Source organism: Porticoccus hydrocarbonoclasticus MCTG13d (genome assembly GCF_000744735.1).
In the GTDB taxonomy this organism is placed as follows: Bacteria; Pseudomonadota; Gammaproteobacteria; order Pseudomonadales; family Porticoccaceae; genus Porticoccus; species Porticoccus hydrocarbonoclasticus.
Map to the genome: position 1 here is coordinate 29,526 of NZ_JQMM01000001.1, position 26,241 is coordinate 55,766.

Genomic DNA, 26,241 nt, shown 5'->3' on the forward strand with positions numbered 1-26,241 from the left:
CATAAGTGTTAATGAAAACATAGATATTGATTTATTTTGCAGCAGAAATAACAATTCCTATAAATGTGCAGAATATATAGATTTTGATGACGAGTCACACAGAAATCAACTCGATTTCAAAATAACAGCAGACTCCCCACCGTATTTGCATTTAGTGCATGAAGCGTCGTTTTCAATTATATACGTGAATTTAAATACTAGAGGTGCTGTCTACGAAAGAAGGAACACTTTAACAAAGGGGCTCGTTACCATTACCTGTAATTCCTTACATGCAACTAAGCATGAGCTAGACAATGCTGAATAAGACGCCACATAAAAATAAAAAGCATGCAACAAGTTTCCCCAAGTTCACCCAAACCGAAAAAGGCTGAGCTTTCGCGAGACATCCTACACTCAAAAAAGCTCGAATCATGAAAGAAAGTAATGCTCCAAAATTTTGCTCTTCATGCGGCGAATCACTTCACCCACTGCCTTACTTGCACGTAGAGCGTAAATGCAACGAATGCGAAAAGGCTATTTTCGTAAGGGAGGCAGGCGAAAACAGGCAGGGAACCACCATACCTTTTAGTATTTCGTTGAAGCCAAAGGCCAACACCCATTTGCACAAGCCAGGTGTCAATTGGCTGGTGCAACAGTTTTTTCTCGATGGCGCCCCCAAGACCCACCGAGATCTAAATGACTTGTTCGATCGCTATGAAGATGTAGCCGAAAAAAAACTGATGCGAAGCGAAAAGCTATCAAGCTTAAATCTAAATCTAGATAGAGAAGCTGATGCGGAAACCATCTATAAGATTCTAGAAAAGGACAAAAGCGCTTGGGAGTGGTGGGCTTACCAAACTGGAATATATTCCTCCATTGGGCGAAATTCTGTTAGGGATGGCGAATTAGAAAAAGCAGCTTATGCATGCTTCATGGCTGGTAAATGTCATTCAATGCTGGTCTTCGTAGCAGAGCTTGAAGACCTTGTCTGGAAAGGGTACTTAGCAGAGAAGGTCGTATATAACGCAGCAGCGGCAGCTGCTGGATCACCTGCGGAAGTAGAGGCAATAGAAAGATTACATCCTTTGTTTGAGAAGCTGAGCAATGCCGTCCTATACGCGTGGGCGAATAGCGAAGACCCTATTGGGCCAAAAATTGGTTTTAATGATTTGTCTGAATCAATTATAAAAGCTCTCGCACAGTTCCATATGGCTTCCAGGGAGCGAAAGAGAGAGGAGGAAAAGACCAACCGAGCTTATACAAGAACTATCCATGATATGCGTATTCGGTGGTTCGGAACCGGTGTTGCAGTATTAGGTGGCTTGATAGGGGCCGCAAAAGCTCTGGGATGGCTGTGATTTGCTCTTCGCCTGACAATCCTTTCAAGTCAGCCATTCGGCCGGGAGGTTCTGCTTATCTGCGCGCTCCTTGATGTGTGGCGTTACCACTCAATGCAACGGCTGTTTATATATACAGTATAAGTATGGTTTGCTAATATGAATAGAACCATATCTCAGAAGGCGAAAAATGTGTCAAATTTATCATGTATAGAAATCTGTGCCGGAGCTGGCGGGCAAGCTTTGGGGCTTGAAAACGCCGGTTTTGATGCGCAAGCACTTGTTGAAATCGATGGTCACTGCTGTGGAACCTTGCGCTATAATCGCCCTAACTGGAACGTCATTGAAGATGATGTAAAGAACTTCAGCGGCAAACCTTTCGAAGGTGTTGATCTGTTGGCAGGTGGTGTGCCATGCCCCCCTTTCTCAAAAGCTGGCAAGCAGCTGGGTAAAAATGATGAGCGTGATTTATTTCCTGAGGCATTACGGCTGGTAGATGAGATCCGCCCCAATGCCGTGATGCTGGAAAATGTGCGCGGCTTCCTTGATGCTGTTTTTGAAGACTATCGCTTAAAGCTAAAACGTAAATTACAACGTATGGGTTATGTGGTGGACTGGCGATTACTCAATGCTTCAGATTTTGGTGTGTCTCAATTGCGCCCCCGTGTGGTGATCGTAGCCATTAAGAAAGAGCTCGCTGAACACTTCCAATGGTGTTCACCGCTTGATCATAACCCACCTAGCGTTGGTGAGCTGTTATTAGACAAAATGAAAGAGAACAAGTGGCGTGGCGCAAACAAGTGGGCGAAACAAGCGGATGATATTGCACCAACAATTGTTGGTGGCTCTAAAAAACATGGCGGCCCAGATTTAGGTCCAACAAGAGCAAAACTAGCTTGGGCTTCATTAGGTGTGAATGGAATGACGATCGCCGATGAAGCCCCACAAAGAGACTTTGTAGGCATGCCGCGTCTGACTGTTGAAATGGTGGCTCGAATTCAAGGTTTCCCCGACGATTGGAAATTTTTAGGGCGCAAAACCCCAGCCTATAGACAAGTTGGTAATGCATTTCCCCCACCAGTTGCAGAAGCCCTGGCAAAGCAAATTCAAAACTGTTTAACAGCCAAGAAAATTTTCTCAGTTGCCGTATAGGAACAATAAAAGATGACAAAAAAGAGGGGGGCACGCGTAAAACTAAGAGAGCATTTCTTAGCTAATGTGGGGCGTATTATGGATTCTGATGAACTCAGAAAAGTTTCAGGGGATATCAGTGAGTGGGCGCGTAGAGTACGAGAATTACGCACTGAGGAAGGCTACCTGATTCTTACCCACAATGATCGCAGTGAATTAAAGCCGGGCCAATATCTGCTAGAAAACCCTAAACCTGAACCAGCATTTGAACGCGGAATTTCTAAGGAAACCCGCGCCTATGTTCTTGACCGTAACGGTTTTACCTGTCAAATGTGTGGAGCTGTAGCTGGTGAACCACACCCCTATGACCCAACAAGAAATACACGCCTTCACATTGGTCATATTGTTGATAAATCTCAAGGTGGTGATGACGACCCAAGCAATTTAAGGGCGCTTTGTTCAATATGCAATGAAGGTGCATCTAATTTAACCCTTGAACGGCCCTCAGTTCAAAAATTAATGATTCAAGTAAGACGCGCTAAAGGCGGAGATCAAGTCGAGTTACTCAAGTGGTTAATAGATAAGTTCCCTAAAAAAGCGAAAGATTTTTTTGATTCTCATTAACATATAATAACGCAAGAATTCAGATAAACCCTCGACGTGCTTTTTTTCCAAATTTTACGAGCATCGAGTCGTTGCACCAGCTTATTTTCAAGTTCCCTGCGTACAGTTATTGACAGAACTCCAAGGCAAGCGCCGGTGGCGCTTGTGCTTCCAAACACCCCCCAATACTATTGATTGACGAACCTTTGCGTCGAATAGTCCATTCAGGTTTGGGGTATGAGATGGCTTTTGGCTGGTCGTGCGACCATAATCCAAAAACTTTTTTTATGGTGTCGCCGTACTGGCCGAGCTTTTCCTTGACTAGATAAGCCAATTGCAAAGGGCGACGCAGTCTCTTGCAGACCGCGCCTCCCATCTTTGCTGTGAAATGGCTCCAATCTCCTTTGTCTGCGGCCTCGATGATTTCCATGACTTCTGGCGTAGGCGCTCCGGTGAGAATATCGAGGTTTCTGGCTGTTTTTCGGCATTCCCGGTAAACAGTGACCGGTGGGCCCCCAATTTGCTGAAATTGACGAATGTTCCAGATCGAAGACCATGCGCGCACACGCAGTGCTGTGATCGCGCTATGGTCTTCCCCCTCGTCATCCGCATCCAGTCCGTGACCATCAATATTTTTGGAAATGTATTTGGCCAGATAGGCGGTAGCCCGTCCCTTTCTGGGATCAATCACCTCAGCCTTAAAACGGTGCTTACGAGCGCCAGGTTCGTGGCCATCTTCGGCCATGATGAAACGCCTTAGGATGTCGGTTAATGCCTTGCGCCGTGCTTTGGGCACAAAAAAGAGCATGTGCCAGTGAGGGGTGCCGTCACGGTGCGGCTCGGCGACTCGAAACCCGTATAAGGGGACTCCTGCCCTTATAAGGGCAGCCCGGGTTTTCTGCCATTGCCCGTTAAACCATGCCTGAGCTTCGACAGGGGTAGCACCGTTGTATTTGGAGTTTGCTTTTCCCTTAGTGATTGCATGGTATTTGCTGGGACAGGTCCAGGTGTAAAACATCGCTACCCACGCAGCTTCGGAGTTCTGCTCCGCATAATTTTCAAAACCGTCTAAGCGGACCATCAGTTCATTGCGCTTGTTTACTGGGTTGGAAATACCCAGGTCAGCTAATTCCGCTAGATTGTATGATTGACCAAAATCATTTTCGGCTTCCATGTCTTCCAAAAGTCGCCGATTTCTCCGATCTTTGGCTAACCAGGATTTGAAACCCCAGTCGGAAACATAAGAGGCAACACCTCTGCGTGTGAATCCCAGCTCCCGGTTAAGTTGTTCAACCCTTTGTGCTGCTACATTTCGTAGTTGTCTACGCCAGAACTTTGCGCAACTTATACGCGGAATATCTGTGTTCGAGGGAAGGGAGAATCCGTATCGTTCTTCAAAGGTGGCAATCATGCGTTTGATGTCGAATGAGCTGTTTATGGCTGCCCGGCAATAGCGCTTTGCAAAGCTCTCTGCCAAGTCGCGAATTTCCTGGTCATCAGCGGCAAAGTGAAAGTCCTCCACCCATAGGCGATCGACAACATGGCGTACCCGTGTATTGGCATCCCTTAAAGGGGTGCCCTTGGCAAGTTCCCGGGTATGCCAACACTTTAGCTTTGGGCCAAAGGTGCGAGCCCGGGTTAGCAGCTTCGATAGCCACACTTCATTCTCTTTAAGGACAAAGGAAGTCGTCATGATGACACCTCCCGTTTCCCGGGTTTTTTCGGGTTATTACCGGGTTTCGTACCGGGTTGCTCGGGTAAATTGCTTGGACTTTTACGGACTGATTCTCCGGATTTTCCGGGTAATGAACCTCGGGCTTCTGGTCCGGCTGATGTTGGTTTTAGCAAAAGCTTCATCAGTTCAAAAAATAGCCAATCTTCAACGATTGGTTCCAGAGTGATATCCAATAATAGGTGGTCACCAGGCCAAGCGTGATGAATATACGTGTTAGGAATAACACCACAGATAGCGAGGCGTTGAATTATCGGCTCAGCGGTGATTTGGTTTCTGTAGGAACATTCACTTTGTTCCTTAAAAGATTCGATGTATTCAAATAGTTCGAAAAGGCTTTTCATGCTGCGTCCTCCTGGCTGGTGGAGAAACGAAGCTGTTGCTGGATAAAGTTGTCCAGATCACCCAATCGATAACGGATTGAGCGGGTCCCTAATCGGATAAAGGGAATTCTCGCTCCGGCCCATCTGTCTCGTTCCAGAAAGGCTGCGCTTACGCCCAGATAATTAGCTGCTTGTTTTGTATTAAGTAAAGTTTGCATTTTCAATCTCCTGCATATGGTTGACAGGAGTGAAAATTAGAGGAGATATGGCGTGGGAAATAGAACTAGTACGCGCACTCGTACTACGAGTGCGCGCATCCGTAGTATTAGCCTCTTAGGTGCCTTCGAAGGGCGTCAGTGAGTTGTCTAACCGCATGATCGGAACTTGTGTATAGCCTTTTTTCTTGGTCGGTCAGGCTGGAATAGAACCGTCTGGCGCTCTCTCTCTTGCTCCATTGATCTTTATTTTTCTTATGGAAACTGAAAAATTGATTGTGTAAATCAGTGTGTTTTGAGTGTGCCTTAGCTGCTGCAGTGCGTTTTTCTTGGCGGTTTTGGATGACTTCTAATTCAGAATCGAAGTACAGAAGTTGCTCATACATCAACCTAATATTTTCAGATATAGCGTCGAGGACTTTCAATCTTTCTTCTACTGGAGTGGCCTTCTTGGTTAGCATTTTTTCCTGTGCGCTCAAGGCGATAATCAGGGAAAAAATGGCTGAGGCAAAAACAGCCTTTGGTGCCTCGTTATCTTCTAGGTCAAGAGCAAGTGTTTGGAGAGGATGATTTTGTGGAAGTAGCGCATCGACTGTTTGTAGGTATTCCTCTGTATTTTTTTGATCTCGGAACAACTGAGACATTGGTTGTACTTTTGAAACCATTTCTCGGATTTGGTCAGAATTAACGGTTTCTGTGGGGATGTCTGAGGCCAATAATGTTATGAATGCATTCGTGTATTTAAAGAAATCCTCTTTCGAGCAATTTTCCAGATTTTTTCGAGCCAGCTCTAAGGCTTTTTCGCATAAGCCGCGAGAGTAGCTGGGTAATATGATGTCAAGTTGATCCTCCCCTGGGTCGATATGGTTAATCACTTAATATGCGTCCTTGTATAAAGTTTGTGATTCTTTGCATAGGTTCGCGTAATCGCTCTGTACTGGGAACAATATACCCCGCCGTTACATCATTTGAAAACTTGTGGTTCAAGAGCCTTTTGAGGGCATAAGCCGGGATGTCCAGGCTTTCGGCTATGGTAATAAAAGTCCGCCGTAGATCATGGAGAGTAAATACAATGCCAGAGTGTTCCGAAATGCGCCCTAGCGCGGTACGGGGTTCCTTTAGAGGCCCATCGGCTAGGGGTGAGGGGAATACCCATATTTTTTCTGTCTGTCTGTAACGACGGATTAACATATCTTCCAAATAATCTGACATTGGCAGACGGTGTGGCTCTTTGTTCTTTGTCTCTGGAATAAGAAAGGTACGCTCATGAAAATCTACATCATTCCAGGTCATCCGGCTGGCCTCCGACCTTCGCAATCCAGTGAACAGGAGAAAATGCAGATAATCCCGCGTTGTCTCCTGGTTCAACCGCAACGTAGCCTCATACCAGGGTTTTAGTTGGGTCGGGGTTAGCAATGTTTGTCGCCGCCTTACCTCGTACCAGGCGCGGTTCTTGCTCAAGCGATTGACCGGGTTTACTGGGATCACCGGTTTGCCGGTTTGATCCTCGTACTGCTCTATGGCGAAATTAAACAGTGCACGCAGCACCCGCATGGTGTTGTTGGCGCGGGCATGGCTGGTTTCGCCCAGTTTTCGGTGCCTCCTCTCCACCATGTCCTTGCTAATTTCAGCTAAAGACTTATCTAGCCAGTCCCCCAAGGAAATTTCAATACAGCGCTTATAGTCATGGAGCGTATTGGGCTTCAGGTTCTTGCGTCCTTGCAAATAGTCTTGGTAGGTCTGGCGTAGCGTGACCGCCCTAGCCCGCCGCTCTCGTTTGTCAGCCAAGGGGTCTTTGTCCTGGGCAATATCCCCCAATAATACCCGGGCCTGCTTACGGGCTTGCTCTACCGTCAGCGCCCCGTGCTTGCCCAAAGTAATGCGCTTTGGCCTACCTTGAACCCGAGCCTCCACGATATAAACCTTAGAACCGGCATTGGTCACCTTCAAACCAAACCCTGTCAGGTCCGTATCACGGTAAAATACCTGGGCCGGTTTCCCTGTCACGGAAGGCTCAGGGGGTTCTAGGCTATCAATGGCTCTTTTGGTCAATTTAAGGTGCGGCATTGCGTTATCCCAGCGTTATTTGTGTCCATTAGTAGACGCATAGTAGACACATTATTTCAAAAACTGGGGTATATAGGCAATAATCCGCAAGGAAGAAAAGGCACATATAACTGATATATAACTGTATTTAAAAGAGTTTCAAAAAACAAAGAAGATAGACACAAATAATTCAAAATCCCCCGCCCTTAAAAGCGTGCCGGTTCGAGTCCGGCCTCTGGTACCACTCAAAAATCAATGGGTTAAAATACCTCAGCCCTGCTTTAATCCCGCCGAAGATTCCCCATACCTACAAAAAACCCTCTTATATACTCAAGGGTAGATATTTCAGCATCCGCAGCTGACCCAAGGCAATATATCGCAAGGTTGCCAAATCCAACGCTCGGCTTATACTCGAGCGACGCTCATGATCCAGACAGTTACCCAGAAAACAATCACAAAAACAGCCAGTTGGTGCCAATTTTACTCGGTCATTACGTCGAACGTGGCGTCGGTGAACTCGACCTCGAAAAACTGCCGCAGTTGATCGAGCTGAAATATCACAGCATCCGCGATGTGGTAAACGAACTGGGCGAGGTAAAAAATATTCGGGATGTGTTTGTGGGATTTCAACGGGATTTATACTGATAACGATTTTTCTCGACCCTTTTTGGGCTGACAAGGCACTCGTTTGTGCCGCACAGCTTCAGCATTGCGCGGACCCGGATGATAAAGAATCGCTATGCGGTGTTTCACAGTAAAGTTGACACCGAGATCAAGTTATTGAAACGGAGACCGCGCAGTGTTTGAAGTTATCACCATCAGTTTCGCTTTCTTCTTTGGTCTGGCCGTCCGTCAGATTGGCCTGCCGCCCCTGGTTGGCTTTCTGGCAGCGGGGTTTGCCATCAACATCTTCGGGCCGCCGCTTGGTCTGCCCGCGTACACCGGGGAAACGCTGCACCATGTGGCGCATCTGGGCGTTCTGATGCTGCTTTTCACTGTCGGGCTCAAGCTCAAGCTGGAACAGATCGCGCAGCCGCAGGTAGTGGGCGGGGCACTGTTGCATTTCGCGATTTCCGTCGCTGTCTTCCTGCCGGGGTTGAAACTATTCATGGGACTGGACTGGAACAGCGCACTTTTGCTGGCGATCGCACTGTCGTTCTCGTCAACCGTGCTGGCCGCAAAACTGCTGGAAACCAAGCGCGAGCTGGGCGCCTTTCACGGTCGCACCGCCATCGGCATCCTGATCGTGCAGGACATTATCGCGCTGGTGGTGCTGGCGGTCTGGTCTGGCCAGACACCGAATATCTGGGCGCTACTGGTTTTTACTTTGCCGCTACTTCGCCCGGTACTGCATCAGTTGCTGGATTTCGCAGGCCATGATGAACTCCTGGTGCTGATGGGCATGATGCTGTCGCTGGTGATCGGCGGCATGGGGTTTGAGGCGATGGGCCTTTCATCGGAAATCGGCGCGCTGGTGATGGGGGTGCTGCTGTCCACCCACAGCCGCGCAAAGGAATTGGGAGAGTCGCTCTGGTCGCTCAAGGAAATTTTCCTTGTCGGGTTTTTCCTGCAAATCGGACTGACCGGTCTACCGGATTGGAACACGATGGTCTTTGCCGTGGCCGTTGGTATCGTGCTTTCGCTCAAGGGGGCGCTGTTCTTCGCGCTGATGGTGGCGTTCAAGCTGCGTGCACGCAGCGCATTCCTGACTGCGCTTAGTCTGACCGCATATTCCGAGTTCGGGTTGATCGTAGCGGCGGGTGTTCTGCCCGAATACCTCGTGCCACTGGCCATTGCCGTATCGATTTCTTTCGTGATATCGGCGCCGCTCAATCGCTTCGCACATCCGCTGTACGAACAGTACGAAGCCAACCTGCGCCGATATGAACGCGACACCATCCACCCTGACGAGCAACCAAAGGAAATGGGCGACGCCGATGTACTGATTTTTGGCATGGGCCGGACCGGTAGCGCCGCTTACCACCAGATCGAACAAGATGGATTCAAGCCACTGGGCCTTGATGCTGACACCTATACCGCCAAAGCGCACCAAGAGGCGGGACGCAACGTGATGTTCGCCGATGCAGAAGACAGCAATTTCTGGCGCAGTTGCCATTTTGGACAGATCAAGGCGGCAATCCTGGCTATGGACGATCTTGAGGCCAAGCTGATCGCCGCCCGATCCCTGCGCCAGCGGGGTTTCAGCGGACCTATCGTCTCGCACGCCCTGCATGACTCGCATCAGGAGCAGATCCGCGAGGCGGGTGCAAACTACACCTATTTGACGATGAATCAAGCGGGGATCAGCCTGGCAGAGCATACAGCAGAGGCAATGCGCAAGGGCGAAACGGGCTGATACGGCAAGAATAAGTAGGACCAGGTAGAACTCCCGAAAGGAACCAGACATGCCAAAACGTCTTATCAAGGCCCCACAAAAGCGAGTCCAGTATTGAATGTCGCGCAACGTATTTACGTGATATAAAACCGTTAACCACTAAATCATATTAAGGAGTTTTTGCTTTATGGAAAATAAGGAATACGCAGGTTTCTGGATTAGATTTGGCGCACTACTCATTGATTTAGTGATCATGGCGATTGTTTTATATGTGCCATTAAGCCTTATTTACGGTGAAGAGTATTGGTTAGGGGATAAGCTGATATACGGCTTCTGGGACGTTATGCTTGGCTATGTTGTACCATTTGTCGCAACAATATGGTTTTGGCTACGCTATCTCGGCACGCCCGGCAAAATGGTCATGAAATTACAAATCGTCGATGCATCCACCGGTGAAAAAATGCGTACCGGCCAGGCTATCGGCAGATACTTTGCGTATATTTTATCCGCTGTTCCACTATGCCTTGGATTTATTTGGGTGGGCATAGACCAGCGCAAACAGGGCTGGCACGACAAGCTGGCGAGCACTGTCGTTATCCGCAATACAGGCAAAGAACCCGTTCAGTTTGAAGACAGTATTTAACGCTGGAACTCGCTGCTGTCCGTCCTGTGTTGGCGCTGTCAACCTATCCTTTTTTCGCTCCTGAGACGGAGAACCCGATGAATCTGTTACGAATTCTACTGGCTGGCTTATTGGCCACAGTTTTTTCTGGCTGTTCGCAACAGGCCGCAAACTCAGCTGCGGAAACAGCCGCCAGGGAAGAGTTGGCCCGCCGGAATATCCCGGTTACTCTCGCAGGCCTGAAACAGTCAACCACGGGCCGGAACCATGATGGAGCTTATCTGTTCGAGGATACAGGATTTTTCGCAGAGATCAGCGATGCCAACTTCCGGGACGCACTGAAACACGCAAGCGCCAGCGGCAACTACGGGCTTTATGTAATGTTATCCCGTTACGGAGCTGACCAGGTCTTTCCGGCTGGCGAACTGGCCAGCTCCCTGAATCAGGCAATCAGGAAAAACTCTGTTCGACTGGCGGCTTTATTGATTACCCATGGGGCAATACCGGGCAATGATTCATTGTTTTTCGCGGCCTACCAGGATAACTACGATCTGGCAGCCCTGCTTCTGGCAAACGGCGGGACCTTTGCGGCAGGCGAAAACAGTGGCGCTTTAAAGATGGCGGCGCGCCTCGGCAATCTGAAAACCCTCGAAGCCTTCGTGGACAGTGGGCAGGCTCAGCAAAGCCAGATTGACCAGGCAATTCTCTACGGAGCGTTGACGGAAAAAATCGACGTTGTGAAATACCTGGTGGATCAGGGCGTCGATATCAACCAGGGTGACAGTGACGGCTGCACAGCGTTGCACTACCTTTCGCAGGACGGGACGGTCGACATGATCAAATACATGGTAAACAACGGCGCCCGGATCAACGCTACCTGCCGGGGAGCTGAAACGCCGCTAAAGTGGGCCCACTACGGTGACAATACACAGGTCATTGAATACCTGGTCAGTGTCGGTGCGACGCAGAACTAGTCCCCGGCCTGAAATAAACGTGCGGCGCACTCAGGCAAAATTTTCATCCAGATATTTAGAGACTTCTGACTCGATCATTCCTTTAAAGGCGCTCATCAATAGGCCGAGCGTCACATCCACTCTGACGGTTTTGTCATCAAAGCTCACTTTGGCATCAATACCGCTGTGTTTGTAATGAACCGTATCGCCCTCCCAGCAATAATCACCACCGTGCTTGGCTTTCAGTTTTTGTCCCAACTCTTCCGTCATGGTGCGAACCTGTGCTTTCTCCATGGTGTGATTGCGTTCCAACTGAATATGACTCATCTCCCTCTCTCTTTTTTGTTGTTTGGCTAAACTTTGTTATTTGTCCGGACCTGGCCAAATGCCGTATTACTGACACTGCTTCTCGCGGAGAGAAAGCTCCGTGCAGGTTTCCATAAACTGCAATTGCTGTTCACCCAGATAAGGTGCCAATAGTGCCATAATCTGCAAAATGGCACCCTGAATGAACTGGTGCTGGTCTAGTGATTTTTTGCGAAGGTTCTGAAATTGAAACCAATGAGTGAAGATCAGCATGATGTTGTCAGCCAGCTGATCTATACGGCTGGCAATCATCGTTCTATCCGCCAGCAACCCTTCCTCCAGCAGGCTATCCAACAACCGGTGTATCCACTGATACTGCTTTTCCACCAACTTGCCGAACCGCTTGTCTATACTGCCATACTTGTGCAACAGGTCTGTGGTGTTACGGAAAAAAAAGCGGTAGTTGAAGATATGTTCCAGCATCACATACAGGTAGAGCCAGTGCTCCTCCAGGCTGGCTTCCGCGCTGCGAGAGTCCTGTAGCAAAGTTTCGATACCGGCCTCAAACTGCTCATAGAGCTCCGTGACCATCTCCTCCTTTCCCTTGAAATGGTAATAGAGGTTGCCGGGGCTGATTTCCAGCTCATTGGCAATATCCACTGCAGTGAGGTTGGTTTCGCCCTCGCGATTAAACAGATCCAGGCTCACCAACAGAATATGATCACGTCTTTTCATCAGCATTCCGACTGCGTTGCAAAATAAATTCCACTATTTCGTAAAAACCTGGTTTTTAGTATGCGTTTTCTAAAAATTATCACTAATGTGGCATGAAATTAAGCGTAAACACACGAATTCAACTGCTTCCGGAGATATTACTATGGCAGAACTTAAAAACACTATCGACAAAACCGAAGAACTGGCACGCAAGATCTGGCTGGCCGGACTCGGCGCCTATGGTCACGGCCTCAACAACATTCATGATGGCTATGAAAAAATGAGCGATCAGACCCGTCGTTATTTCGACGACCTGGTTGCCCGTGGCACAAAAATTGAGTCAGAAGCAAAATCCAGACTGGACAAAACCGGCGACAGATTCAAGGAAGCTGGCGACAAACTGAAAGCCAAAGGTGAAAAGCTCAAAAAACAGGGCAAGGAACTTCGCAAGGGCGGCATCAATATGAATGTCAGCTCCAGAATCGACGAGATTCGTGAAAAAGTCTCATCCAAAATGGTGATGCCGACAATTCCATCTATGCCTTCGTTCTACAACAACGACGACAAGCTGGCCGAGCTGAATGCCAAAGTGGACGAACTGATTCGCACCGTGAACAAGCTAACGGCCAAGTCAACAGCTACGCCAGCGGCAAAGCCTGCTGCCAAAAAGGCACCTGCTAAAAAAGCGGCCGCCAAACCGGTAGCGGCTAAACCGGCTCCCGCGGCCAGCAAACCCGTCAGTGCTGAGACAAAAGCAGCGCCGACCACAACACCGAAAGCGGATAGCCCCACTACTAGCGCTTAATATTGTCTTACCCCCTTGCTCGCAAGAGCAACTAGTGCCCAAGGCCAATCCCATAGGCCTTATTGACAGGCTGCCCTCACCGGCAGCCTTTTTTTTGCGCCAAATCGCAGTCCGATGCCGAAGGCAAAGATCGTGTGCGCAAGGAAGTGGATTACCTGATCAGGTGAGTGGGAAAAATTGATCCCGGTTATCGATGTCGAGTTGATGGTGTTTTGCTAGAATGCGGCCGTTGAACATCAATGGTTAGCCGACCTGAAGTGATCATCATAGACTCGCCAACACCCTAACTGACATAAGTGAAGTGCTCCTTGACCGCTCCCACACTCGCCACTCTCCCCTCCGCAAATCTGGCAAGACGCCTGATGGCAATGCTTTATGACAGTTTTTTGCTGCTGGGCATCAGTTTCGCCTATGGCGTTGTACTGTTACTACTGCGCAGGTTGTTTGGTGACGACACCATGCAGGCGCCACACAGCTCATTGCAATTATTAATCATGCTGGGATGGTGGTTTTTTTGTGCGCTGTTTTTTGTATGGTGCTGGCGTCGTTCAGGCCAAACCCTCGGCATGAAATCCTGGCGAATTCAGCTCATCGCTCAAAATGGGGATACCCCCACCTGGCAAGCCTGCTGGATACGCACGGCGTTAGCACCACTATCCTTTGCCGTGTTCGGCATTGGTTATCTATGGTGCCTGGCGGACCATAACGGCGACTGCCTGCATGATAAATGGAGCCATACCCGAACGGTTGTATTACCGAAACCACCGAAACGGAGCAAAAGGAATGCGGCTGCCAAATGACACTGGGGAAGCACTCGCAATAGTAAGTCAGGCCGCCCTGCGCAGCAGGATCAACCCGATGGCAGCACACACCAGCGCCGGGATCACCACCGCTAGCAGCGGGGGGAAACCGAAGACCACACTCGCGGGCCCCAGCAGATCCTGAGCAGTACTAAACACCAATCCCACCAGAACACCGGCAAAAATCCGGTAGCCCATCGTCACCTGCCTGAGCGGACCAAACACAAAGGAAATGGCAATCAATACCAGGCTGACAATCGTCAACGGCTGTAGTGCCTTGCGCCAGAACTCCAGTTGATATTTCGACGCATCCTGGCCCTGCCCTTCCAGATACTCGGTGTAATCATAAAGACTCCGAATGGCCAGCGACTCCGGTGGGAGGATAATCAGATAGAGCAACTCCGGTGACAACTTGCTATCCCAGAGACGCGTGGTGAATTCACCGGTTTCCACTTTGTCGTCCCGGAAGTGGGTGATGACGCCCCTCTCTTCCAGCCAATGATCACCCTGGTAAGTCGCCCGCTCGGAAAAACTCGCTCTCTGAAGTCGATGCTGATCATCAAATTCATAGCGGGTCACACCGAACAAAACACCGCCGGGATACACTGCATTAAAATGCATGTATTCATTGCCTTCCTTGTTCCAGATACCAATATTGGTTTCCTGAGAACTCTCCCCGCCTTTCAGAACCATACGCCGACTCTCGGCATATTGGTCCATATAGGGCACCACAAATTCACCCAGCAGTGCGCCCAAAAAAATCAGCATCAGGATCGGTCGGCTCACAAACCAGACAATGCGCAGCAGGGAAACCCCGGCCGATCGCATCACCACCAATTCAGAATTATTGGCCAACACACCGAGACCAACCAGGCAGCCGATCAGTGATGCCATCGGAATATGCTCGTAAATGCGGGCTGGCAGGGTCAACGCGACATAGATAACCACCTGAGAAAATGTGTATTTGTTACCAATATCGTCCACCCCATCGATGACAGCACCCACCGCATCCAGCGTCACGATAACCAGCAGCACCATGGCAATCGCCGACAGTACCGATGCCATGACATAAGAGGACAGACGCCTCATCGACTGATAGCCTGTATTAAACTTCATGACTGCACTCCCACCGTCTTTCTGGCAACGCCTGAAAGACGCACAAACAGAGCGCTTACGGTCGACCAATTAAACAGCAACACGGCAATACCCAGAAACAGGATATGGATTCCCCACATCAATACGAGTGCCGCAGCGTTGCCGTCCTCCACCAAGCCTCTGGCACCACTTAGGGAAACCAGGTAAACCATGTATAGAATGACCGCCGGCAGGGTCTTGGCAAATCGGCCCTGCCGGGGATCTGTCTTACTGAGGGGAATTGCCAATAATGCCACCACCAGAACCAGCACCGGCACAGACAGACGCCAGTGAAGGGTGGCAACATGGGACGGAAGCGTCGAACTCATCAAAGCGCCAGTTGCCAGCGTATCCACCTTGTCCCTGCTCCTTGGTTCTTCAGGCTTGCTCAACCGCTGACCATATTCCTCAAACCGGGTGATCTGGTAATCGGCATTGCCCGGCACACCCTCAATCCTGTAACCATCCTCAAGAACCAGGAAATTCGCCTCTTTCGGGTCGGGACTTACACGGACGTGCCCGGTGGGCGCAACCACCAGTACCAGCTGTTTACCCTCCACGGCATCGGGGTTGTTTTCCGCCAGGAACACGTCCCGCATTTCTTTCTGCTTGGTCACCTCTTCGGTGTAGGTAACACCCCGACCACCCTGCAGAGGATGGAAGTGCCCTGCAATCAAACCGTCCAGTTCACCGCGTTCCTTTTGGGCAAGCAACAGGGCTTCGGCTTTTTGCATCCCGGAGGGACTGACATCCAGGCTCAGCCAGGCAACAATCGATGCGACGAACACTGCCGGAATCATGGTGTAAAGCACTAACCTGCGCACGCTCATACCACAGGCTCGCATCACCGTCATTTCACTCTGCACGTAAAGCCGACCGTAACTGAGCAATATGCCAAGGAAGAAAGCCAGCGGCAGAATCAATTCTAGGAACCCCGGCAGGCGGTAACCGATAATGGCCAGCAGCACGCCGGCATCCATTTCACCCGCTGCAGCTCTGGCCAAATACTTCACAAACCGGCCACTGGCAACCAGGATCAACAAAACCCCACTGACAGCAAATGTAGAAATCAGTAGATCCTTGGCAATGTAGCGAAATATCAGCAAGTGTGGGTTCCTGTTATGCTCGGCGGACTAGCATTGGAGTTGTTCATCCAATTATCCAGAATTACACTGCTATTGTCTCGCACTCCCTACCCATCAATGGAGATATCATGGAATTTAATACCTTTGTCGGTCAGCTCACCACCCGCAAAACCGAGTGTTTTGTGGTTGCCTATGGCCCGAAGGGGCTCGACTGCCCTGACCTCCAACAGATTGACCAGGCTATGGAGGGATTGATAGCGCGACTGATCAAAAAAGGCGACATCAAATATGCCGATGGCGCCATGCAGCTGATCAATGAGCCCAAGGGCCTGGCGGCTGAACGCCTGCTCATCTTCAGTGCTGGCAAAGAAGCACTCAATGAGCAAACCTGCCTCAACGCCTTGTCCGCTCTGGCCGGCCAATTGACCAAGTTGCCGATCAAATCTGCTTCTATCTCACTCGATGGTTTCGCCGTAACCGGTCGCGAGCGCCCCTGGCTAGCTCAGCAACTGGCCCGCAAACTGGGGGAAGCGGCCTATCTGTTCAACCCGTTCAAGTCCAGGGAAAAGAAGCCTGCGACCCTGGGCAAGGTGTCCCTGGTATGCCCATCCAGACAGGGAATAGGCCCGGTGAAACAGGCTTTGCTCCTCGGCAGTGCCATCGCCAACGGGGTCAACCGCAGCCGGGAACTGGGTGACTTGCCCGGCAACATCTGCACGCCCAGCTACCTTTCCAGTCACGCCAGGGAGCTGGCGGGGCAATATCCCAACCTTGACTGCAAGGTCCTCAGCGAAAAACAGATGGAAGCACTCGGCATGGGTTCGCTGTTATCGGTGACTGCAGGCACTCAGCAACCAGCGAAAATGATTGTGCTGGAATACAAGGGGGACAAAACCCGCGGCAAACCGATTGTACTGGTGGGCAAGGGGGTAACTTTCGATTCCGGTGGCATCAGCCTAAAACCGGGAGCTGGTATGGATGAAATGAAATACGATATGTGCGGTGCCGCCAGCGTTTTGGGCACGCTGTCGGCAATTGCCGAGTACAAGCTGCCCCTGAATGTCACAGGCATTATCCCGGCGGTCGAAAATATGCCCAGTGGCACTGCCACCAGGCCGGGTGATGTGGTGACCAGCATGTCCGGACAAACCATTGAGGTGCTCAATACCGATGCCGAGGGCCGCCTGATTCTCTGCGATGCACTCACCTACGCCGGGCGCTACAAGCCCTCTTTCGTGATTGATATTGCAACACTTACCGGCGCCTGTGTCATGGCGCTGGGCAGTCATGCCAGCGGCCTGCTGAGCAATGATGACGCCCTGGCACAGGCACTGGAAAGCGCCGGCCAGACCAGCGGTGACCGGGTTTGGCGACTCCCCCTGTGGAATGAATACGACAAACAGCTGAAAAGCAATTTTGCCGATTTGGCGAATATCGGTGGGCGGGAAGCGGGCACCATCACCGCGGCCTGTTTTCTGGGACGGTTTACCAAAAATTATCGTTGGGCGCACCTGGATATTGCCGGTACCGCCTGGAATAGCGGCACCAACAAGGGTGCTACCGGTCGTCCCGTTCCCCTGTTGGTGGAATTTCTGGCTGAACAGGCCAGCCAATGACCAATATCAATTTCTACAAAATTAATGGTGGTTTCAATGAGTCGCTGATGCTGGCCTGCCAGTTGACGGAAAAAGCTTTTCAGCAGGGCCTGCAGGTATTGCTTCACACGGGTGACAAGGATGTTTCCCAACAACTCGACGACCTGCTCTGGTCGTTCCGGCCGACCGCCTTTCTGCCCCACGCCATCGAATCAAAACCGGCTTCAGCCATCGCCATCAATCACAGTGATGACCCGGGGGAACACCACGGATTGCTGATCAACCTGTCGGAAGAGACACCGGGATGGTTTTCACGCTTTGAGAAAGCCATTGAGATCGTCTACGATGACCAGCGGGTGATTGAATCGAAACGCGAGCGTTTCAGCTTTTATAAACACCGCGGGTATCCACTAAACTTTCACGACCTGAGCAACAAAAAATAGTGTTGATCATCAGCAATACCAATCACTTTGCTGGCGGCCAGAGGTAGGCGCCATGAACCATGAGCCCAAAGACCCGCGCAAGACGTTGATCGAAGAACTCGATCAGTTGCGTTACACCCTCCACGACAGTCCTGAGGTTCAGCAGAATATTCCCATGCTGGATGAGACCCTCGACGACCTTGACGACCCGTTCGAGCTGGACATCCCGATTCTCACTGAGCCATTACTAGAAAGTGAACAAAATCCACCTGAAACGTCCAGCCACCCGGCTACTTTTCAAAACCCCCAAACCCCGCTGACATCACCGGCCGAACCTGCCGGTCAACCGAGGCATTCGACCCCGGCAGCAGCCAGCGTGGAGCTGGAGGATTTGCTGGATGAGCTGATTGCAGAATACCTGCCCGTCCTGGAACGCCAGCTACGGGAAAAACTGCGCCTGGCGCTCAGTTCGGATTCCGCAGAAGACGACGAAAACCACGTCGACGCAGGCTAGCTGGCCCTTTATAATCCCCGCCTTTACATTTATTTGCCCCGCTATCCGCCATGGGGTGTCATGTTCTGCCAAAAACCCCTACGAGTGCGCATGGAAAAGACCTACAGTCCCCAAGATATTGAATCCAAGTGGTACCAGACCTGGGAGCAGCAGGGTTATTTCAAACCCGGCTCAGATCCCCAGGCAGATCCCTATTGCATCATGATTCCGCCTCCGAATGTCACTGGCAGCCTGCATATGGGCCACGGCTTTCAGGAAGCCATCATGGATGCCCTGATTCGCTATCATCGCATGCTGGGCAACAACACGCTCTGGCAAGTGGGGACCGATCACGCGGGCATTGCCACCCAAATGGTCGTGGAGCGTCTGCTGGAGGCCGAAGGAGTCTCCCGGCACGACTTGGGCCGCGAAAAATTCATCGAAAAAGTCTGGGAGTGGAAAGCCCAGTCCGGTGGCAACATCACCCGACAGCTTCGCCGCCTGGGCGCATCGCCGGATTGGTCCCGGGAACGTTTCACCATGGACGACGGCTTCTATAAAGCCGTTCAGGAAGTTTTCATTCGTCTCTATGAGGACGGTCTGATCTACCGCGGCAAGCGGCTGGTGAACTGGGACCCGGCACTACACACTGCCATCTCTGACCTGGAAGTGATTGCCGAAGAGGAAAGCGGTCACCTCTGGCACTTCAAATACCCGCTGACCGACGGTAGTGGCTTTATGACTGTCGCCACTACCCGCCCGGAAACCATGCTGGGTGACACTGCCGTGGCAGTGAACCCCAACGATGAACGCTATACCCACCTCCTCGGCAAAACCGTCACCCTGCCCCTAGCGAATCGCGAAATCCCGATTATTGCCGACGACTATGTAGAACGCGAATTCGGCACTGGCTGCGTCAAAATCACCCCGGCCCACGATTTCAATGACTACGCAGTCGGCCAGCGCCACCACCTGCCGATAATCAACATCTTTAACCACGATGCCCAACTCAACGACCAGGTGCCGGAAGCCTATCGCGGCCTGGACCGCTTTGAGGCCCGCAAGCGCATTGTCAATGATCTGGATGCTCTAGGGCTGTTGGAAAAGGTCGACGACCACAAACTGAAAGTACCCCGGGGCGACCGCTCCGGGGTAGTGATCGAGCCCTACCTCACCGACCAGTGGTACGTAAAAGCCGCACCATTGGCGGAGAAGGCCATCGATGCTGTGGAAGACGGCAGCATCCAGTTCGTACCCAAACAGTACGAGAACATGTACTTCTCCTGGATGCGCGATATTCAGGACTGGTGTATATCCCGGCAACTGTGGTGGGGCCACCGCATTCCCGCCTGGTATGACAATCAGGGCAATGTTTACGTGGGCCGCAGCGAGGAAGACGTGCGCGAACGCCACAACCTCGGCGATACCGCTCTGAAACAGGACGAGGACGTGCTGGATACCTGGTTCTCCTCCGGCCTGTGGACCTTTGGCACCCTGGGCTGGCCCAATGCCGATAACGACCCGAATGTCGCCGAACTCCTGAAGACTTTCCACCCCAGCAGCGTGCTGGTCACCGGCTTCGACATTATCTTCTTCTGGGTGGCCAGGATGATCATGATGACCCTGTATTTCATGAAGGAAGTACCGTTTCACACGGTCTATGTGCACGGCCTGGTGCGCGACAGCCATGGCCAGAAAATGTCCAAGTCCAAGGGCAACGTGCTCGACCCTATCGATCTGATCGACGGTATCGACCTTGAATCGCTGGTGAAGAAGCGCACGGCCGGACTGATGCGCCCGAAAGACGCCTCCAAGATCGAAAAACAGACCCGCAAAGAATTCCCGGACGGGATTGCCCCCTATGGCACAGACGCTCTGCGCTACACCTACTACTCGCTGGCCTCCACCGGCCGGGATATCAATTTCGATGTGGGCCGGATTGAAGGATTCCGCAATTTCTGCAATAAAATGTGGAATGCCGCCCGCTATGTACTGATGAATACCGAGGATCAGGACTGCGGTCAGGACAACAGCACTGACTATCAACTGAGCCTGGCGGATCGCTGGATCATCGGTCGCCTGCAACAGGCCGAGAAGGCCGTTACAGAGGCTATCGACCATTACCGGCTCGATCTGGCATCACAGGCTATCTACGAATTTTTCTGGAATGAGTACTGCGACTGGTATCTGGAACTGTCCAAGCCGGTATTGTGGGACGACGACGCCGCTCCAGCCCTTAAAAAGGGCACCCGTCGCACTTTGGTGAGGGTGCTGGAGGCCACCTTGCGGCTGGCCCACCCGCTGATGCCTTTCATCACCGAAGAAATCTGGCAGCAAATCAAGGTGCTTGCCGGTGCCAAGGGCGACACCATCATGCTGCAGCCCTATCCCGAGGCCGACGACAGCCGCATCGACGAAACCGCCATCGCAGATATTGAATGGCTGAAGAGGGTAATCATCGGTATCCGCAACATCCGCGGTGAAATGAATATCACACCGGCAAAACATCTGCCCATTTATTTCAACAATGGTTCTGCCGATGACTTGCGCAAGTTGAACGACAACCGCCAGTTTCTCGCCAAACTGGCGAATCTCGAAGCCATCACCTGGCTGGAGCCGGGTGATGAGGCACCCATGTCGGCCACGGCACTGGTGGGCAATATGGAAATTCTGGTTCCTATGGCAGGGCTGATCGACAAGGATGCGGAACTCGCGAGACTAAACAAGGAAATTGACAAACTGCAGAGAGAGCTGGAAAAAGTACAGAATAAACTTGGCAATGAAAACTTCGTCGGCAAAGCACCGGCCGAGGTCGTTGCCAAAGAGCGGGAAAGAATGGCCGACATGGAGGCTACGCTGGATAAACTCTCACAGCAGTGCACCACCATCAATGCGCTCTGAAGCCCCCTACCCTCTACTGCCGTCTCAGGTATTCACCGGATCAGTGATCGCCACCGGTGAATCCTGACGGGTTCCATTTCCCATGCTCGATGGTAACTGGTTCGTCATGACCACACTGTTTTTACCCCGACGCTTGGCCTCATACATGGCAGCATCGGCAGATTTCAGCGAAGCCGATAAAGGAGCATCCTGTTGCTGGGCAGCAACCCCTAAGCTCATGCTAAGGTCAATCGACTCGCCATCCACCAGAATTTTACTGGTGGCCACACAGTCTCTAACTTTCTCAGCCAGCACTTTCGCACCCTCAGCATCGGTATCTGCGAGCAATAACAAAAACTCCTCACCCCCCCAGCGAGCGGCGAGATCATCTTCCCGGACCAAACTGCTGATAAGTTTACCTACAGTCGACAACACCCGATCCCCAACATCATGGCCGTAGCGGTCATTAATCTGCTTGAAGTCGTCCATATCGCCAAGAATCACGGCATAACTACCCTCTCCCTGGGTACTGCGTTGCTCCTGCTTGCCCAGATACTCCCGCAAACCGCGTCGATTGGCCAGGCCGGTCAATTCATCCGTACAGGCCTGTATATCAAGTTCACGCCAGGTAGCCTGCAATCGTTGTCGGGTCTGGTGACGGATATACTCCACTGAAAAGGAAATCCAGGCTAGGATTAGGTAAGCAGCCCAGAACCGAAACAGAATCTCTGTCGAATGGGGAGATGAATAGAAAGCGGATGGCCAGAACAGCAGCCATGTGGTGCCACTGATTAGCAGCAATACCAGAATTAAACCCCGCTGGTAGCCAAGCAGATGAAAAAACAGCGGCAACATCACCAGGCACCAAAGCAGTCCGGACCATTCCACATCTTCGACCAACAACCAGAAGAAATGTAAAAAGACCATGATAATCAGGGTCAACCGGAGTATGACGACGGTCAGTCGAGCACTGGTGCCGCCCTTGTTGAGCAACAGAATATAGAAGAAGGTGATGATCAATCCGGCTGCCAGGGTAACCAGATTTGTCCATACCGGACCCAGGTCCGCATAGATATCCCAGAGCGACAGGGCCGTCATCACCAGCCCGCCGGTCAGCATCAGAATACCGATGATCACTGACTGCCACTGCGCCTCTGCAAGGGCCGCAGCACGCTGCGGTGCGCGATTGATTTTATCGCACCAGTCCAGCTTTTCTTGATAGCCTGACTTCCCCGCCATAACCCGTTGATCTCCTTGAACATACACCCATTTTGAAAAACGGATGTCACGGTATTATTGATCGTACTCAAAACACTTCCGACTATTGATATGATAGCGGTTTATTCAAAGTGTCATTCACGCTCACCCCCGCAGGCAACATCTCGTGGGGGTCGTACCCTGGCAAGGGCGGCGCAAGGAACCCGAGAAAACTACTCAGGGCGCATATGAGGGAACAGTAACACATCCCTGATCGAAGGCGAGTCCGTGAGCAGCATCACCAGACGATCAATACCGATTCCTTCACCAGCAGTGGGTGGCAGACCGTACTCGAGTGCACGAATATAATCTGCATCATAATGCATTGCCTCGTCATCCCCAGCCTCTTTTTCTGCCACTTGGGCACGAAAACGCGCCGCCTGGTCCTCTGCATCGTTCAGCTCGGAAAAGCCATTGGCGATCTCACGACCTCCGACGAAAAACTCAAAACGCTCGGTGACAAAAGGATTCCGGTCACTGCGACGGGCCAGTGGCGACACCTCAGTGGGATACTCGGTGATAAAGGTCGGCTGATCGAGGCGGTGCTCGACAGTTTTTTCGAAAATTTCGATCTGTACCTTGCCCAGCCCCCAATTGTCCTTGAGGGGAATATCGAGATGCTCAGCGAGTTCCCTGGCGCCTTCCGGGTCGGAGAGTGCCGCTGCACTGACATCCGGATTGAAGTGGAGAATGGCATCGAATACCGACAGGCGACGGAAAGGCTTGGCAAAGTCGTAACGGGTTTCCTGCAACACCTCGCCCTCGGCGTTTTTAACCGTGCTGACAACTTCGGGACTACCGAGCACCTCGACAGCCAGACTGCGCAGCATATCTTCGGTCAGATCCATGAGATCGTGATAATCCGCATAGGCCTGATAGAATTCCAGCATCGTGAATTCGGGGTTGTGACGGGTCGAGAGCCCCTCGTTACGGAAGTTGCGATTGATCTCATAAACCCGCTCAAAACCGCCGACCACCAGCCGCTTAAGATATAATTCGGGGGCGACCCGTAGATACATATCGATGTCGAGCGCATTGTGGTGTGTGACAAACGGCTTAGCCGTAGCACCGCCGGGAATCACCTGCAGCATGGGGGTTTCCACCTCCATAAACGCCCGGTTGTTGAGATAGCGACGAATAAAATCAATCACACTCGAGCGGATGCGGAACAGTTCGCGAATCTCCGGGTTGACGATCAGATCCACATAGCGCTGGCGATAGCGCAGCTCCTGGTCGGCGAGACCATGGTACTTGTCAGGCAGCGGCCGCAACGCCTTCGTCAGCAACTGGAATTGCTCCATATTTACGTAAAGATCGCCCTTGCCCGACTTGTGCAGCACACCGGCGACTCCGACGATATCGCCCAGATCCAGACGCTTGGCAAAACTGCGCGCCTCCTTACTGACGTAAAGCTGGATGGCCCCCGAGGCATCCTGCAACACCATAAAAGCACCGCGATTGCGGATGACACGCCCGGCCACACTAGCCTGGTAATGGCGGGACTCGAGGGATTCCTTGGACTCTTCACCATAGTCGGCCTGTAGCGATGCCGCCTGATTTGCGGGGCGGAAATCATTGGGAAACGGAGTGCCACCGGCAGCCTCGGCCTCAGACCGGATAGCGGCCAGCTTGGCGCGACGCTCGGTGATCAGCCTGTTTTCTTCTGCTTGGTCGGTGGTGTTTTTGGGTGTATCAGTCATGAAATCTACCACATGGGTTGGGCCGGACCGGGACAGGTGCGGTTATCACAGACCGGCTTTGAGTGAGGCTTCAATGAAGCGATCCAGATCACCATCCAGCACGGCCTGGCAATTACTGGTCTGGACGTTAGTGCGCAAATCCTTGATACGCTGGTCATCGAGAACATAGGAGCGAATCTGGCTGCCCCAGCCGATATCCGACTTGCTGTCCTCCAGAGCCTGAGCGGCCTCGCTGCGTTTCAGCATTTCCCGCTCATACAACCTGGCGCGCAACATTTTCCAACACTTGTCCCGGTTCTGGTGTTGGGATCGCTCGCTCTGACAGGACACCACCACACCAGTCGGTTCGTGGGTCAGGCGTACTGCCGAATCGGTCTTGTTAATGTGCTGACCACCGGCGCCGCTGGCCCGATAGGTATCGGTCCGGACATCGGCAGGATTGATATCAATTTCCACATCGTCGTCAATTTCGGGGGAAACAAACACCGAGCTGAACGAGGTATGACGGCGATTGCCTGAATCAAACGGTGACTTACGCACCAACCGATGCACGCCCGTCTCCGTGCGAAGCCAACCGAAAGCGTATTCACCTTCAAAAAGAATCGTTGCACTCTTGATACCGGCCACTTCGCCAGCAGAACATTCCTCGAGGGTGGTTTTAAAGCCCTTTTCATCGCCCCAGCGCAAATACATACGCAACAGCATTTCGGCCCAATCCTGCGCTTCGGTTCCACCGGAACCGGCCTGAATATCCAGAAAGGCATTATTGGGGTCCATTTCACCCGAAAACATCCGGCGAAATTCCAGCTTTTCCAGCTGCGCGGTGAGCTGCTCCACTTCGGATTCAATGTCCGCTACAGCGCCGGCATCGTCCTCCTCCACCGCCATATCGAGCAGGTCTTTGGCATCGGCAATACCGCTGTCCAGTGTTTCGATGGTTGTCACAATAAGTTCCAGTGACGAGCGCTCACGCCCCAGTTGCTGGGCGCGATCCGGATCATTCCATACATCGGCAGCGCCAAGCTCCAGCTCGACCTCGGTCAGGCGATCTTTCTTGTTGGCAAAGTCAAAGATACCCCCTAAGCACGTCTGTGCGTACCTGAAGATCCTCGAGAGCGTGACGAAGTGGACTGATTTCCATGAACAATGGCCAAGAGTGTGAGAAAAAAACGAGGCCGGATTCTAACGGATTCCTGCCCGGTTCTCCAGAGATGCGTCCGTTTGCCTTATCTGGCTGCATCACAGAAGCGATCCACAATCGACTTGCCTGCGTACAAACCGTCAATGATGACAATTTTTCCACTAACCGGATGGCTGTAGGCAACTCTCCGGGGCTGCTGATATGAATAGGTTACTTATAAAAATGCCCATAACAATAAAATGGAGGCGCGCCTTGAAACTCCCGACTCTGACGCTTGTTGTACTAACCGGATTTATCGCATTGCCCGCATTGTCGGACACTCACGGCTGGCAGTACATTAATGCACTGCCACCTATCCAGCGGGAAGTTCATGACACCTGGAAAATCCAGCTAAACCGTGATGAAGGCAACCATAATGCGCCCGACAATAGAGCCATTTCAGAGGATTTCTTCTTCGCCGTGCAGTGGTCAATCCTGTGGGAATTTGCCTCCCTTTGGGCCACCCCCGGCGGCGAGGGGGTACCCCGGCCTGTGCTGTTCATCCAGTACGGTGAAGAACCGTCACTGCACAGGCAGCAGGAGACACAGGCAGGAGAGCACGAAAGTTACCTCGGTGCAAAAATGCTGTTTTAA

General features: G+C 51.6%; 26 protein-coding genes. 14 read left to right on the plus strand and 12 right to left on the minus strand.

Annotated features, from left to right (window positions below):
* Positions 1 to 410: 410 nt before the first annotated feature.
* The 3 genes from U740_RS00160 to U740_RS00170 all read left to right on the plus strand — a co-directional run bounded on the left by U740_RS00160 (position 411) and on the right by U740_RS00170 (position 3,071).
* Complete coding sequence (locus U740_RS00160; RefSeq protein ID WP_152556756.1) at positions 411 to 1,337, plus strand: hypothetical protein; 927 nt, start codon at positions 411 to 413, stop codon at positions 1,335 to 1,337.
* 138 nt (positions 1,338 to 1,475) lie between these two features.
* Entirely contained in the window at positions 1,476 to 2,468 is a 993-nt protein-coding gene (locus U740_RS00165; protein WP_051921086.1) for a DNA cytosine methyltransferase, read from the plus strand.
* A gap of 12 nt (positions 2,469 to 2,480) precedes the next feature.
* Entirely contained in the window at positions 2,481 to 3,071 is a 591-nt protein-coding gene (locus U740_RS00170) for an HNH endonuclease (protein WP_036858363.1), read from the plus strand.
* A 106-nt stretch (positions 3,072 to 3,177) separates the two neighbouring features.
* On the opposite strand, the gene U740_RS00175 is transcribed toward U740_RS00170, so the two are convergent.
* From U740_RS00175 to U740_RS00195, 5 genes are all read right to left on the minus strand, one after another.
* Positions 3,178 to 4,743 (minus strand): replication endonuclease, encoded by a 1,566-nt coding sequence (locus U740_RS00175; protein ID WP_051921087.1) that lies wholly within the window; start codon positions 4,741 to 4,743, stop codon positions 3,178 to 3,180.
* The gene (locus U740_RS00180) at positions 4,740 to 5,126 is read right to left on the minus strand and encodes a hypothetical protein (protein ID WP_036858364.1); all 387 of its coding nucleotides are present in this window, start codon (positions 5,124 to 5,126) and stop codon (positions 4,740 to 4,742) included. Before U740_RS00180 ends, U740_RS00175 begins: the two co-directional genes overlap by 4 nt.
* The gene (locus tag U740_RS00185) at positions 5,123 to 5,323 is read right to left on the minus strand and encodes a helix-turn-helix transcriptional regulator (protein WP_036858365.1); all 201 of its coding nucleotides are present in this window, start codon (positions 5,321 to 5,323) and stop codon (positions 5,123 to 5,125) included. Before U740_RS00185 ends, U740_RS00180 begins: the two co-directional genes overlap by 4 nt.
* 107 nt (positions 5,324 to 5,430) lie before the next feature.
* Positions 5,431 to 6,195 (minus strand): hypothetical protein, encoded by a 765-nt coding sequence (locus U740_RS00190; RefSeq protein WP_036858366.1) that lies wholly within the window; start codon positions 6,193 to 6,195, stop codon positions 5,431 to 5,433.
* A complete protein-coding gene (locus U740_RS00195) occupies positions 6,188 to 7,387 on the minus strand; it encodes a tyrosine-type recombinase/integrase (RefSeq protein WP_036858367.1) in 1,200 nt (399 codons plus the stop codon). The genes U740_RS00190 and U740_RS00195 overlap by 8 nt, the downstream gene beginning before the upstream one ends.
* Before the next feature lie 450 nt (positions 7,388 to 7,837).
* Here U740_RS00195 and U740_RS00200 point away from each other — a divergent pair, with 450 nt between their 5' ends.
* From U740_RS00200 to U740_RS00215, 4 genes are all read left to right on the plus strand, one after another.
* On the plus strand, positions 7,838 to 8,011 hold the full coding sequence (locus U740_RS00200) for a hypothetical protein (RefSeq protein ID WP_200877010.1): 174 nt from the start codon (positions 7,838 to 7,840) through the stop codon (positions 8,009 to 8,011).
* Between the two features lie 154 nt (positions 8,012 to 8,165).
* Complete coding sequence (locus tag U740_RS00205; protein ID WP_036858369.1) at positions 8,166 to 9,722, plus strand: cation:proton antiporter family protein; 1,557 nt, start codon at positions 8,166 to 8,168, stop codon at positions 9,720 to 9,722.
* A 166-nt stretch (positions 9,723 to 9,888) separates the two neighbouring features.
* Entirely contained in the window at positions 9,889 to 10,344 is a 456-nt protein-coding gene (locus U740_RS00210; RefSeq protein ID WP_036858370.1) for an RDD family protein, read from the plus strand.
* 77 nt (positions 10,345 to 10,421) lie between these two features.
* Entirely contained in the window at positions 10,422 to 11,297 is an 876-nt protein-coding gene (locus tag U740_RS00215; protein WP_036858371.1) for an ankyrin repeat domain-containing protein, read from the plus strand.
* 30 nt (positions 11,298 to 11,327) lie between these two features.
* Here U740_RS00215 and U740_RS00220 read toward each other — a convergent pair whose 3' ends face one another.
* A complete protein-coding gene (locus U740_RS00220) occupies positions 11,328 to 11,603 on the minus strand; it encodes a polyhydroxyalkanoic acid system family protein (protein ID WP_036858372.1) in 276 nt (91 codons plus the stop codon).
* Between the two features lie 66 nt (positions 11,604 to 11,669).
* Complete coding sequence (locus U740_RS00225; RefSeq protein ID WP_160172029.1) at positions 11,670 to 12,317, minus strand: TetR/AcrR family transcriptional regulator; 648 nt, start codon at positions 12,315 to 12,317, stop codon at positions 11,670 to 11,672.
* Positions 12,318 to 12,459: 142 nt separating this feature from the next.
* On the opposite strand from U740_RS00225, the gene U740_RS00230 reads away from it, so the two are divergent.
* Both U740_RS00230 and U740_RS00235 read left to right on the plus strand, forming a co-directional pair.
* Positions 12,460 to 13,101, plus strand: coding sequence for a phasin-related domain-containing protein (locus U740_RS00230; RefSeq protein WP_036858374.1), 642 nt, complete (start codon positions 12,460 to 12,462; stop codon positions 13,099 to 13,101).
* 308 nt (positions 13,102 to 13,409) lie between these two features.
* Positions 13,410 to 13,901: an RDD family protein gene (locus tag U740_RS00235; protein WP_160172030.1), complete on the plus strand. Its 492-nt coding sequence runs from the start codon at positions 13,410 to 13,412 to the stop codon at positions 13,899 to 13,901.
* Between the two features lie 27 nt (positions 13,902 to 13,928).
* On the opposite strand, the gene lptG is transcribed toward U740_RS00235, so the two are convergent.
* Together lptG and lptF are read right to left on the minus strand one after the other, a co-directional pair.
* The gene (lptG, locus tag U740_RS00240; RefSeq protein ID WP_235189790.1) at positions 13,929 to 15,017 is read right to left on the minus strand and encodes an LPS export ABC transporter permease LptG; all 1,089 of its coding nucleotides are present in this window, start codon (positions 15,015 to 15,017) and stop codon (positions 13,929 to 13,931) included.
* Positions 15,014 to 16,141 (minus strand): LPS export ABC transporter permease LptF, encoded by a 1,128-nt coding sequence (gene lptF, locus U740_RS00245; protein WP_036858375.1) that lies wholly within the window; start codon positions 16,139 to 16,141, stop codon positions 15,014 to 15,016. Before lptF ends, lptG begins: the two co-directional genes overlap by 4 nt.
* Before the next feature lie 107 nt (positions 16,142 to 16,248).
* On the opposite strand from lptF, the gene U740_RS00250 reads away from it, so the two are divergent.
* From U740_RS00250 to U740_RS00265, 4 genes are all read left to right on the plus strand, one after another.
* Positions 16,249 to 17,736 (plus strand): leucyl aminopeptidase, encoded by a 1,488-nt coding sequence (locus tag U740_RS00250; protein WP_036858376.1) that lies wholly within the window; start codon positions 16,249 to 16,251, stop codon positions 17,734 to 17,736.
* Positions 17,733 to 18,158, plus strand: coding sequence for a DNA polymerase III subunit chi (locus tag U740_RS00255; RefSeq protein WP_036858377.1), 426 nt, complete (start codon positions 17,733 to 17,735; stop codon positions 18,156 to 18,158). Before U740_RS00250 ends, U740_RS00255 begins: the two co-directional genes overlap by 4 nt.
* A gap of 52 nt (positions 18,159 to 18,210) precedes the next feature.
* Entirely contained in the window at positions 18,211 to 18,651 is a 441-nt protein-coding gene (locus tag U740_RS00260; RefSeq protein WP_036858378.1) for a hypothetical protein, read from the plus strand.
* A gap of 90 nt (positions 18,652 to 18,741) precedes the next feature.
* Positions 18,742 to 21,531, plus strand: coding sequence for a valine--tRNA ligase (locus U740_RS00265; protein ID WP_036858379.1), 2,790 nt, complete (start codon positions 18,742 to 18,744; stop codon positions 21,529 to 21,531).
* Positions 21,532 to 21,555: 24 nt separating this feature from the next.
* Here the strand turns inward: U740_RS00265 and U740_RS00270 are convergent, their stop codons facing one another.
* From U740_RS00270 to prfB, 3 genes are all read right to left on the minus strand, one after another.
* A complete protein-coding gene (locus tag U740_RS00270; protein WP_036858380.1) occupies positions 21,556 to 22,749 on the minus strand; it encodes a GGDEF domain-containing protein in 1,194 nt (397 codons plus the stop codon).
* A 191-nt stretch (positions 22,750 to 22,940) separates the two neighbouring features.
* The gene (gene lysS, locus U740_RS00275) at positions 22,941 to 24,467 is read right to left on the minus strand and encodes a lysine--tRNA ligase (RefSeq protein ID WP_036858381.1); all 1,527 of its coding nucleotides are present in this window, start codon (positions 24,465 to 24,467) and stop codon (positions 22,941 to 22,943) included.
* 45 nt (positions 24,468 to 24,512) lie between these two features.
* A protein-coding gene (gene prfB, locus U740_RS00280) for a peptide chain release factor 2 (RefSeq protein ID WP_152556757.1) occupies positions 24,513 to 25,608 on the minus strand; the annotation gives its coding sequence in 2 pieces (ribosomal slippage) (positions 24,513 to 25,535 and positions 25,537 to 25,608; 1,095 coding nt in all).
* 252 nt (positions 25,609 to 25,860) lie between these two features.
* On the opposite strand from prfB, the gene U740_RS00285 reads away from it, so the two are divergent.
* Complete coding sequence (locus tag U740_RS00285; protein WP_152556758.1) at positions 25,861 to 26,241, plus strand: hypothetical protein; 381 nt, start codon at positions 25,861 to 25,863, stop codon at positions 26,239 to 26,241.